The organism is Mycobacterium sp. 48b (genome assembly GCF_048282725.1).
In the GTDB taxonomy this organism is placed as follows: domain Bacteria; phylum Actinomycetota; class Actinomycetes; order Mycobacteriales; family Mycobacteriaceae; genus Mycobacterium.
Genome location: NZ_JBLVUL010000001.1, coordinates 136,171 through 149,097, shown reverse-complemented (window position 1 = coordinate 149,097; position 12,927 = coordinate 136,171). Strand labels below are relative to the sequence as shown.

General features: G+C 66.6%; 2 protein-coding genes. One reads left to right on the top strand and one right to left on the bottom strand.

Annotation, left to right across the window (positions count from 1 at the left end; genetic code table 11):
- Positions 1-10: 10 nt before the first annotated feature.
- Positions 11-11,197: a type I polyketide synthase gene (locus ACNQR1_RS00700; RefSeq protein ID WP_418043246.1), complete on the bottom strand. Its 11,187-nt coding sequence runs from the start codon at positions 11,195-11,197 to the stop codon at positions 11-13.
- A 233-nt stretch (positions 11,198-11,430) separates the two neighbouring features.
- Between ACNQR1_RS00700 and ACNQR1_RS00695 the strand changes: the two genes are divergently transcribed.
- Positions 11,431-12,852 (top strand): condensation domain-containing protein, encoded by a 1,422-nt coding sequence (locus tag ACNQR1_RS00695; RefSeq protein WP_418043245.1) that lies wholly within the window; start codon positions 11,431-11,433, stop codon positions 12,850-12,852.
- Positions 12,853-12,927 lie beyond the last annotated feature (75 nt).

The following is a 12,927-nucleotide window of genomic DNA, read 5'->3' as shown; positions in this document are numbered from 1 at the left end:
CGCGTGAACCTCAGTCTTTTGTGACGGCAGCGGGTTCCGCCTCCACCGGTGCCGATTCCGGAACTGTCTGCGCCTCGGCAGTTGACTCCGCCGGAGCCTCCTGCTGTGAAGCCTCCGGTGATTCCGCCGGCGCTTCCGCGGCCTCCGTCGGTGCCTCAGTCGATTCCGCGTCCGGTAGCTGCCCGACGAGGTACTCGGCGAGGCCGCCGATCGTCGGGTAGTCGAACACGGCGGTCGCGTTGAGCGTGAACTTGCCGCCGAACTGCGTGTGCAGCCGGTTGCGAAGTTCGATCGCCATCAGTGAGTCCGTGCCGAGATCCAGGAAGCGGCTGGTGGCAGCCGGCGGTGAGGCGAGCCGCAGGAAGTTCTGCACCTCCTTCTGCAGGAACTCGGTCACGAACCCGGCACGCTGCGGCACCGGGATCTCGAGCAGCTGCTTGAGAACCTCGCTGTCACCGACGACCTCACCGACAGCACTCGGCAACACCAGGTCGAGAATCGGTGGCCGCTGACTGCCCAGCACCTTCGCGGCCCGCTGCCAGTTCGCCTTGATGACGGTGGCCTGGCCGGTTCCGTTGGCGATGACCTCGGCAAGGGCGGCGAGCGCTGCCGACGGCTCCAGCGGAATCAGGCCCTGTGCACTGATGTTCGCGGTCGCCGCCTCCGAGGAGGCCATGCCGCCCTGACCCCAGGGACCGAAGTTGATCCCCGTGGCCGGCAGGCCCTGAGCCCTGCGCTGCGCGATCAGGCCGTCGAGCAACGCATTGGCCGTCGCGTAGTTGGACTGGCCCGGTGAACCGAACAAGCTGGACACCGAGGAGGACACGACGAAGAAGTCCAGCTCGTCGTCCTTCGTCAGCCTGTCCAGGTACTCGGCACCGAAGGCCTTGGGCGCCAGCGTGGTCCGGAATCGCTCCACACTCTGCTGGCCCAGCAGTGCGTCGTCGAGTACACCCGCGAGATGTGCCACACCGGCCAGCGGGGGCAATTCCGTACGAATCCGGTCGAGGAGCTTCGCCACCTCGGACTCTTCGCCCACATCGGCGGCGAAGACGTGGATGCGGGTCTTGTACCGCTCGGTGATCTCGTCGATCAACCGTTGGGCGTCCGCATCGGGCGCACGGCGGCTGGTCAGGACGATGTCGCCGGCACCGAGCTGGGCCAGATACGCCGCGGTGTGCAGACCGATCGCACCGAGGCCGCCGGTGATCAGATAGGTCCGATCAGCCTTGGGCTGCAGCGGATTCGGGATCTGCACCACGATCTTGCCGATGTGCCGCGCCTGCTGCATGCGTCGGAATGCGGCCCTCGCCTCGGTCAGCGGGTAGATCTCGGCAGGCAACGGCTTCCACTTGCCCTCGCCGTCAGCCGGGGCCAGTCCGTCGGACACCTCGGTGAGCAGGTCGCGAATGCGATCGGGTTCGGTGAACATCACCGTGTCCAACGCGACGATCTCGTAGTCGATATCGGGTCGGACCTCGGCCATCTTCTCCGGTGACCAGATGTCGCGCTTGGCGATCTCGGCGAAGCGGCCCTTCTGGGCGGTGGCCTTCAGTGTCGCCTCGATGAAGCCCTCGCTCGTCAGGCTGTTGAGCACCACGTCCACGCCGGCGCCGTCGGTGTCCGCCAGGATCTGATCGGCGAAGTCCGTTGTCCGCGAGTCGTAGACGTACTTGACGCCCAGCTTGCGCAGCGTTGCGCGCTTGAAGGTGCTGGCGGTGGCGAACACCTCGGCCCCGAACTGCTGGGCCATCTGGATGGCCGCCAGCCCGACACCACCGCTGGCGGCGTGGATGAGCACCTTGTCGCCCGGCTTCAGCTGTGCCCAGTCGAACGCCAACCGGACCGTGAGCGCCGCGGCGGGAATCGTGGCGGCCTCGACTGCGCTGACCCCGTCGGGGATCGGCGCCAGGAACTGGGCGGGCACATTGAACCGGCTGGAGAAAGCGCCCTGCATGGAGCCGTAGACCCGCTGGCCCACCTCGACTCCGGTGGCACCCTCGCCCAATTGCGTGACGACACCGGCGAAATCACCGCCGATCGGTCCGGGATCGCCCGGGTACAGGCCCAGCACGTTGAGCACGTCGCGGAAGTTGAGGCCCGCGGCCTCCACCCGCACCTGGACATAACCCTCGTCCGGCGCAGGCACCTCCTTCTCGGTGATCCGCAGGTTGTCGATGGCACCACGCTCGGTGGGCGCCAGGACGTAGTCACTCCCGCGCGGCACCGTGAGATGCCCGCTGCGCGACCACGGCAGCAGCCGGGAGGCCAGCAGCTTGCCCTGCCGCACGGCGATTTCGGGCTCCTCGACCGGGTTGGCCAACAGATTCGCCACGGCCTGCACTGCCTCGGGTGATCCGTCGCAGTCGACGAGCTTGGCGCGCAGCGCCGGTTCCTCGTTGATCGTGGTGCGGCCGAATCCCCACAGCGCTGCCTGTACCGGGTCGACCGGCTCGCCTGATTCGGTGGCGACAGCCCGTTCGGTGACGATCCAGAGTCCGCCGGGCAGCTTGACCTCTCCGCCTTGCACGGTGTGTACCGCGCCGAGCAGGTTGGCGATCTCGGTCTCGAGTCGAGCCTGGCTGTCAGCGCTCGATTCTTCTGCACTCGGTGCGCCGGCGCGCCACACGACACCGGAGAACGGCAGGCCGCGCTCCTTGGCTTCTGCCAGCACCTCTCCCAACTGCTGACCGTTGTTCCGATCGAACGGGATGCAGCCCGGGACCTTGGCGGCAAGGTCGTCGAACCCGGCGATCAGCCAGGTGCCGCCGACATTTTCGGCCGCACCCTCTTCGACTGCCGGTACCGGAACCTCGGCCCAGCTGAGCGAGTACAGCAGCCGGGTGGCGTCACCACCGAGGCCACGCAGCAACGCTTCTCGAGGTGCCCGCTTGACCGTGAACTCCCGGATCCCGCCGAGATAACGGCCGTCCCGGTCGAGGTAGTCGAGATCGAAGACCTGGGTCTCGCTGTCCAGGGCGCTCTCGTGCCACTTCGCCCGGCAGTAGAACCGCCGTGGCATCTTCTCCTTCAGCGTCACCTGCCCGTACCGCAGCGGCAGGAACAGGTCGTTCACGCCCTGTTCGGCGGCGAGCAGGGCCGGGAACGCCGGGAAGGCGACACCGGTGCACAGATCCATCAGCACCGGGTGCATCGGTTCGGTTCCGAGTTGTTCGGCGAGTTCTGCGCCGACGAGGACGTCGCCGATCGCCTCACCCTCACCGAGCCACAGCGACTTCAGTGAACCGGACCAGTTCGGTCCCCACGACAGTTCCAGGTCGGCGAAGGTCTCGAACAGTTCCTGCGGACGCATCCGGTTCATGCGTTCGATCGCTTCGTCGACCGGATCGTCCTCTGACACCGGCGCCTCGGTCGCGTCATCGAGACCGCTCACCACGGTGCCCTCGGCGTTCAGCGCCCAGTCGGCGCCCCGGTCCCCGTACGGACGGCTGTGCACCTGGAACTTCCAGCCATCGCCGTCGTCCAGCGGGTGCAGCGTCAGCTGCACCTCGCGAGAGCTCTTCTCGGGCAGGATGATCGGCTCGTAGAAGAACACGTCCTTTGCCCGCGCCGGTGTACCGACCGCGGCCAGGGCCATGGCTGCGTACGTCGCCCCGGGGACGACGACGGTGCCGTAGATGACGTGGTCGGCAAGCCACGGTTGGGATTTGACCGACAACCGGCTGGTGTAGACCGAATCGCCGGAGGCGAGATCCTTCCCACTGCCCAGAATCCCCGAGCCCACTGCACCGTTCACGTCGGCGGTGATACCGCCGCCCTTGGGCCAGAAGCGGCGCCGCTGGAACGGGTAGGTCGGCAATTCCAGCCGGCGACGGGGCCGGCGATGCATCGCGGCGAAGTCGGGCCGGTGACCGCCGACGTAGGCCGAAGCCAACGCGTCGGCGATCTGGCGCCGGTCGGCGACACCCTTACGCATCGAGACGATCGCGCGCGGCGCCGGAAGGTGCTCCGGCCAGACCTGGACTGCCGCACCGGTCAACACGGGCTGCGGGCCGATCTCCATCAACACCGAGCAACCCAGAGCCGCCACGGTGCGCACGCTCTCGGCGAACTGCACCGGTTGACGTGAGTGCCGGCGCCAGTACTGGGCGTCGAGCGGGGTCTGGGCCGTGAGCACGCTGCCGGTGCGGTTGCAGACCAGAGGCAATGTCGGGGTGGCGAACTGCAACTGCGCTGCGTACGACTCGAATTCGTCGAGCACCGGGTCCAACAGTTCCGAGTGGAAGGCGTGACTCGTCTCCAGCCAGGTGCAGCGGATTCCCTCGTCGCCGAACTTCTCGACGATCTGTTCGAGATCCTCGCCCGGACCCGACAGCACGGTGTTGGGCCCGTTGTAGGCGCCGACCGACACCCGCGGGAACTCGCCGGCGATCTGCTCGACCTGCTTGGGGTCGGCGAACACCGCCACCATTCGTCCGCCTTCGGGCAGGCTGCCGAACAGCCGGCCGCGCTCGGCCATCAGCCGGGCGCCGTCCTCGAGGCTGAACACTCCGGCCACGCATGCCGCGGCGTACTGGCCCACGCTGTGCCCGAGCACCACGTCGGGCTCGATGCCCCACGACTGCCACAACCGAGCCAGGCCCATCTCGACGGCGAAGATCGCCGGCTGCGCAAAGGACGTGTGCCGCAACGTCTCTCCGGCCTTGCCGCCCGTCTCGCGATCGGTCGCGAAAATGACCTCGAGCAGCGGGTTCGGCAGGATGTCCTTGACCGCGTCTGCGCAGCGTTTCACGGTTTCCGCGAAAACCGGTTCGGAGTCGAACAGTTCACGAGCCATTCCCGGGTACTGGCTGCCCTGGCCGGTGAACAACCACGCCGTGGTCGGGTGGTTGAGGTGCTCGCCGCGCACGACGCCGGGCCGTGTGCGGTTCTCGGCCAGGTCTTCCAGGTAGATGCGCGCGTCGTCGACCGAGTCCACCACCAGCGCGGCGCGGTGCTCGAAATGTGAACGGCCCGTGCCCGCGGTGAGGCACAAGTCCGCGAGGTCGGCGTCCGGATGGGCGGTCAGCCACGTTCCGTAACGCTTCGCCAACGCGACGAGCGCCTCTGGTGACCGTGCGGACAGCGTCAGCACATTCACCTGTTCGGGCTCGGCGTCCACCACCGCATCCGGCGCGGCGTCCCGGGTGAGATCCCCATCGGCGAGGTCGTCGCCGGCCGGCGCCGGTGCCGGTGGCGTGGGCGCCTCCTCGACCAGCACGTGGGCGTTCGTGCCGGTGAACCCGAAGGAGCTCACGCCGGCCCGCCGCGGCCTGCCGTTGGCCTGCCACGGAATCGCCTTGTCGACGACCCGCACCGGCAGCGAGTCCCACGGGATGTGCGGCGAGGGATTGTCGAAATGCAGGCTCTGCGGCAGCGTCTCGTGCTGCAGTGACAGCACGACCTTGATCAGACCCGCTGCTCCCGACGCCGATTCGGTGTGGCCGATGTTGGTTTTCACCGATCCCATCAGCAGTGGCCGGTCCGTGTCGCGTGAGCCGCTGTAGGCGGCTGCGGCCACCTGCACCTCGATCGGATCACCCAGCGGAGTGCCAGTTCCGTGTGCCTCGAGGTAGTCGATGTCTCCGCCGTTCAGGCCGGCGCGAGCCAGTACGGATCCGATAAGGCGTTGCTGTGCACCGCCGTTGGGCACGGTCAGACCGCTCGACGCGCCGTCCTGGTTCACCCCACTGCTCGGGATGATCGCGCAGATCCGATCGCCGTCACGTTCCGCGTCGCTCAGTCGCTTGAGGACCAGAATTCCGCAACCTTCGCTGCGCACATAGCCGTCCGCGGAGGCGTCGAACGTCTTACACCGTCCCACGGGGGACAGCATCCGGGCACGGGATGCGGCGACCACGGTCACCGGAGAGAGCAGGACGTTCACGCCGCCGGCCAACGCCATATCGCAATCACCGGACTGCAGTGCCTGGCAAGCCTGATGGACGGCCACCAACGCGGAACTGCATGCGGTGTCGACCGCCACTGCGGGGCCCTCGAGTCCTAGGGCGAAGGCGACGCGGCCGGAAATGGCATTGAGCGCGTTGCCGGTGATGAAGTGCGGCTCGATCTTGTCGATGGGCTCGGACGACAGCAGGTGCGCGTACTCGTTGGCCGCGACACCCACGAAGACGCCGGTCCGGCTGCCGCGCAGCGTGGCAGGCGCGTACCCGGCTCGTTCCAGACCTTCCCAGACCGTCTCCAGCATCAGCCGCTGCTGCGGCTCGATCCAGACCGCCTCGCGCGGAGAGATGCCGAAGAACTCGGGGTCGAATCCGTCTATGCCGTCGAGGAATCCACCGAAGCGCGTGTAGGTCTTGCCCGGAGCGTCGGGGTCCGGATCGAAGAACTCATCGATGTCGAACCGTTCTTCGGGAACTTCCCGGATCGCATCGACACCGCCGGACAGCACGTCCCAGAAGGCCTCTGGGTCGGGTGCGCCGGGGAAGCGGCACGACACCGCGACGATCGCGATCGGATCGTCGGTGCGGGTCGCCGTGGACCGAGGTGCGGACGTGGACTCCGCTGCCTGCTCGACCAGTCCGAGCACATCGCCGAGCAGGTAGTCGGCCACATCGGAGATTCGGGGGTAGTCCATCACCAGGGTGATGGGGATCTCCGCTCCCACGCCTTGTTCCATGCGGCGGCGCAATTCGACGGCCATCAGCGAATCCATGCCGAGGTCGAAGAACCCTGCGTCCTCACGGATCTCCGCGGCGTCGACCCGGGTCACCTCCGCCACGGCGTCGCGCAGGTAATCGGTCAGAAGCTTCTTGCGCTGTTGCACAGGGGCATTCGTGAGCTGCTCGACCAGCTTGGTCTTCCCGGACGCGGTGGTCGCAGACGCTGCTCCCGACAGCTGCGCAGGCACTTCGCGTTCCAGTTCGGCCAGGAAGGCCCGTCGGCCCGCCTGCTGATAGAGCGGGAGGAAGCGGGCCCAGTCGATCCGGGCTGTCACTCCTTGGGCAGTGCCCTGCGCCGACGCGGCCGCTGCGACATCGGCCAGACCGGCAAGGGCGTCGGAAGGCGACAAAGTCTTGATCCCGCGCTGCTCCAGCCGTGCGCGTGATTCCGCGTCGGCCATGCCGGCCGACCAGGGGCCGAAGTTGACGCTGGTTCCTGCGATGCCCTGCTTGCGCAGGCGCCAGGCCAGCCCGTCCAGGAACGCGTTCGCCGCGCTGTAGGCGGTCTGACCGAATCCGCCCCACACCGAGGCGATCGAGGAGGTGCTGATGAAGAAATCGAGCTTGTCGTCAGCTGCCGCTTCGCTCAGATGCCAGGCGCCCCAGACCTTCCCGGCAAACACCCGGTCCACTTCGGCGTCGTCGAGTTCACTCAGCGGCGTGGTGCCGATCTCACCCGCGGCGTGCACGATGCCCGCCAGCGGAGGCAGGTCGGCCCGTACACCGGCCAGGAGGCGGGCGACGTCGTGTGCGTCGGCGACATCGGCCGTGGCCACCCTGATTTCACAGCCGTGCTGGTCGCGCAGGGCATCGATGCGCTTCTGTGCGGTGTCGCTGGGCTGGCGCCGGCTGGTCAGCACCAGTTGCCTGGCGCCGTGTGCGGCCAGGTACCCGGCGATCTCCAGCCCGATCGACCCGAGGCCTCCGGTCACCAGATACGTTGCGTCACCCCGCAGTTCGAGCGGCTTGCCGCTCGGCAGGTCCGCCGGCCGAACCAGCCGGGGAACGTAGACGTCTTGACCGCGCAGCGCGAGCTGGTCTTCCTTGACGGCAGATTCGGATGCCGTCGTGATCCGGCTGAGCAGTCCGGACCATTCGCCCGTCGTCCCCTCGGCGAGATCGGCGAGACCACCCCACACCTGAGGAAGCTCGAGAGCCGCGGCCCGGCCGAATCCCCACAGTGCGGTCTGCTCCGGGGTCACGGCGTCCGCATCGGTCACGTGTTGTGCCCCGCGGGTGACGAGCCAGATCGGTGCCCTCAGATCAGCGGCGACCACGGCCCGGAAGAGCCGTCGAGTACCGGCCAGGACCTGGTGTTGGATCCGCAGCAGTGACTTCATCGAAGGCGCAGCAACGGAATTGGGGTCCGCGTCAAGCGCGGCGACATGCACGATGCGCAGCGTCGAATCGTCGCTAGCCGCGGCGCGCAACGTCTCCGCGAGTTGCGCCTCGTCCGCGTCGGAGGCAGGCAACCCGAGGAAGCGGTACCGATGCCCACGTGCGGTGAGGGTGTCCACCAGCGGTTTGACGGCTTCGGACTCGTCGCCGATGAGGATCCAGGAACTCTCCCCGGCTTCCGCGCCGGAGAGCGGAGTGACGGCCTTTTCCCAGCGGAACTCGTAGCGGTCGTCTGCGATGGACTGGGTCGAGCGTTGTTGGTTGTGTTGCGCCGCAAGCTTGGTCAGCACTGCGAGCGTCTGGCCGTCACCGTCTGCACCGTTGAGCAGGGCCGCGAGTTCCTCGAGCCTGCCGTCTTCGAGCAGCCGGATGGCCTGGGTACGTGCGGCCACGTGCTGCTGCTGGTTGGGCTCTTCACGATTGTCGCGGTACCAGTACTGGCGGTGCTCGAACGGATAGGTGGGTAGGTCCAGCTTTCGCGCATGAGCCTGCCGGAAAGCACCGAAGTCGGGCAGGTGGCCCAATACATAGGCATCGGCGACGGCTTCGGTGATCTGCCGGTGGTCGGCGGTGTTCCGCCGCAGCGAGGTGATCACCCGCGGTGCGGTGGCCGGGTCGGGCCACGCACCCAGGGCCGTCGCGGTGAGCACCGGACGCGGGCCCACCTCGAGCAGTACCTTGCAGTTCAGCTCGGCGAGGGTGCGCACGCTCTTGGCGAATTCCACCGGTTGGCGTGCGTGTCGACGCCAGTAGGCGCCGTCCATCTTGACGCTGCGGCCCAGGGCTGCGCCGGTGCGGTTGTCGATCAGGATGCGTTGTGGGGCTTTGAAAGTGAACCGGTTCGCGTATGTCTCGAACTCGTCGAGGATCGGTTCGAGCAATGCCGAGTGGAATGCGTGGCTGGTCTCCAGCCAGTCACACCGCACGCCGTCGGCCGACAATGCGGCCACGGCTTTCTCCAGGTCGGCCGCGGGCCCGGACAGCACGGTGTTGGCCCCGTTGTATGCGGCGACCGACAGGGAGGGGTACTCGTCGGTGAGGCTCTCGACCCGCTCGGCCGCGGTGAACACGGCGACCATCCGGCCACCTGAGGGCAGGCTGCCGAAGAGGCGGCCGCGTTCGGCCATGAGCTGGGCGCCGTCTTCGAGACTGAACACCCCCGCGACGCACGCGGCGGCGTACTGGCCGACGCTGTGACCGAGCACCACGTCCGGCTCGAAGCCCCACGACTGCCACAGCCGGGCCAGGCCCATTTCCAGGGCGAACAGTGCGGGCTGTGCGTAGGAGGTCAGTCGCAGGGTTTCTTCGGCGTCCGGGCTGTCGAGGTCGAAAATGACTTCCAGTAGCGGTTTTTCGAGGACATCGGCGACCACCGATGCGCAACGGGTCAGGGTCTCGGCGAACACCGGTTCGGTGTCGAACAACTCGCGGGCCATGCCCGGGTACTGACTGCCCTGGCCGGTGAACAGCCACGCGGTCTTCGGCGTGTCATGGGATTCCCCGCGAACCAGACCGGGTGCCGGCCGGTCGTCGGCGAGTGCACCGAGCAGTTCGACCGCGGCCTCTCGGGAGTTGATCACCAATGCGGCGCGGTGCTCCAGGTGTGCGCGCCCGACCCCGGCGGTGAGACACACGTCCGCCAAGGTGGCCTCCGGATGTGCCTCCAACCAGGTGCGATATTGGCCTGCGAGCTGCACCAACGCGTCCGGTGTCCGTGCGGACAGCGGAAGCATGCTGAACCGCTTGCTCTCGGACGGGCCGGTCCGGCCCGGCTCCACCGCCGGCTGTGCCGCTGGTTCCGGGGCTTCTTCAAGGATGACGTGAGCGTTGGTCCCGGCGAACCCGAACGAGCTGACCCCCGCGATGCGGGGTTCACCGTTGCGTTCCCAGGGGATGGACTCCTTGACCACTTCCACCGCGAGCCGGTCCCACGGAATGTGGGGTGAGGGGTTCTCGAAGTGCAGGTGCTTCGGCAAGGCCTCGTTCTCGAGCGACAGGATGACCTTGATGACGCCCGCGATACCCGCGGCCGCTTCCAGGTGACCGATGTTCGTCTTTGCCGAGCCGATCAACAGCGGCCGGCCGGGTTCGCGCCCGGCGCCCAGCACCGCGCCTGCTGCCTGCGCCTCGATCGGGTCTCCCAGCGAAGTCCCGGTGCCGTGCGCTTCGAGATAACCGACTTCGCTGGGCTTGAGATTCGCGCGTTTCAGTGCATCGGTGATAACCCGTTGCTGGGCTACACCATTCGGCACCGTCAACCCACCGGATGCGCCGTCTTGGTTGATTGCGCTACCCCGGATCACGGCCCGAATCCGGTCGCCGTCCCGGATCGCGTCCTCGAGGCGCTTGATGACGATGACGCCACAGCCCTCGCCGCGCACATAGCCGTCCGCTGCGGCGTCGAATGTCTTGCAGCGGCCATCGGGGGCGAGCATGTGAGCGCTGGAGAACGTGATCATGGTGGCCGGTGTGAGCAGGACATTCGCACCGCCGGCCAAGGCGAGATCGCACTCACCCAGCTGCAGCGCCTGGCACGCCTGGTGGATGGCCACCAGCGACGAGCTGCACGCTGTGTCGACGGCGACCGACGGGCCCTGCAGCCCCAGCCGGTAGCTGATCCGACCCGCGGCCGCGGCGTTCGACGTCCCGATGGCCATGTAGGCCTCGATCTCGGGGTAGGTCAGCTCGTCAGATGCCATTCCCAGGTAGTCATGCGTGGCCAGACCCACGAAGACACCGGTGTTGGTGTCGGCCAAAGCTGTTGGCGCAGTACCGGAATGCTCCACCGCGCGCCAAGCCGTCTCGAGCAGGAGCCGATGTTGCGGGTCCATCAACCGGACCTCGCGGGTCGACATGCCGAAGAACGGTGCGTCGAAGCCGGTCACGTCCTCGACGAACCCGGCGCGCCGGGTCACCACCTTGCCGGGAACGCCCGGTTCCGGGTCGAAGAACTCGTCGGCGTCCCACCGGTCCTCCGGTATCTCCGACACCGCATCGCGGCCCTCGCTCAAGACCTCCCAGAACGCGTCAGCGTCGGGCGCGCCAGGAAACCGCGCAGCATAGCCGACGATGGCAAATCGGGGGTTCTTGTCGATCGGATGTTCAGCGGTTCCCATGGCCGTTGCCCTCCTAGCGTCGGCGGTCACTTCACATGACTACGCCGGACATTTGTCGCACGCGAAAATTGTCCACCCCCCGACGGCACTAGAGCACTATTACACGAGAACCTGTGACGAGTGAGGCACAGGATCGGCTGTGAGGCGGGGGGAGCGGTTGCCAGGAGACCGGGGGTATGTTGGGCAGCCACGGGTGATCACGGCCACAGCCGGCCAAATGGGAGGGCGACGCTTTGCGCATCGGGAAGATAACTGTTGGCGCACTTGGGGAATGGACGTTGAGTCCGGGTACGGTCACGTCCTGGCATCCGACGGCGGCCTCTCAGGAAACGGCAGATCGGGCTCCCGTCAGCTCGGTGCCTGTTAGCTACATGCAGAGTCAACATCTTCGGAATTACAGCGAGCGGAAGGCTGCGGGCCTGAACTTCTCGCGGCAGATCATCGCGAGCTGCGAGGTGGCCGGCCAGTGCGACATCTCGGCCATGGACCACGCGGTCAACACCTACCTGCGTCGGCACGACACTTTCCGCAGCTGGTTCGAAAAGGCTGATGACGGCAAATTCGTTAGGCGAACGATCGAAAATCCGGACGATATCGAGTTCGTACCGGTCGATCAGGGAAGTATGACCGTCGAAGAAATACACGACCACGTCGTGGGCATACCGAATCCCTTGGAATGGGGCTGCTTCACTTTCGGCATTATTCAGAACGAAGACCACTTCACTTTCTTCGCGGCCATGGATCACGTGCACGGGGATGCCACGTTGATCGGTACGACGATGATGGAAGCCAATGGCATGTATTCCGCGATGAGCGGAAGCGGTCATGCCCTTCAGCTTCCCGAACCCGGAAGCTTCGATGACTTCTGCGTCCGCGAACGGGAGTACACGTCAGCTTTGACCCTGGAGTCGCCGGGAGTGCAGGCGTGGATCGACTTCGCGGAGAACAACAGTGATGGATTTCCGGAATTCCCACTGCCGCTGGGTAATCCGGACAAGTCGACCAGTAGCGCCTGGAGTTCGATGGTGTTGATGGACACGGCGCAGACGGAACGCTTCGACGCGGCCTGCGGAGCGGCTGGCGCGCGTTTCGTCGGTGGCTTGTTCGCCTGTCTCGGCCTGGTCGAGCATGAGTTCACCGGTGCGCTGACGTACTACGGACTGACGCCGAGAGATTCCCGGACGGCCAGTGACAATTTCAACACGCAGGGCTGGTTTACCGGCTTGATCCCGATTGTCGTGCCGGTCGCTGCGACCTCTTTCAGTGACGCGGCAGGGGCCGCACAGGCATCTTTCGATTCCGGCCTGGACATGGCGAGGGTGCCGTACTATCGCGTCCTCGAGTTGGCGCCGTGGTTGAATTGGCCGCAGCCGAACTTTCCGGTCTCGAATTTCCTTCACGGTGGTGCCGCACCGCTCAACGCGATCCTCGCGGCAGGTGACCTGGGCCTCGCGAACAACATCGGGATGTACCCGGACAATCGGTTCTCCTACCAATTGACGATCTACATATTCCGATACGGCGAGGGCACCGTGATGGCGATCATGCATCCGGACAATGCCGTTGCCGAAAAATCTGTGACTCGGTACATGGAAGCGATGAAATCGGTGTCCTCCAGGGTTGCTGACAGTGGCCACTGGGGGCGCGTCGCGTAGCGGCGAGCAAACGACCGCGGACAGGGGGCAAGAGTCACCGCGGACCTGAGGAGCAAAAGGGCGATTGCCATGGAA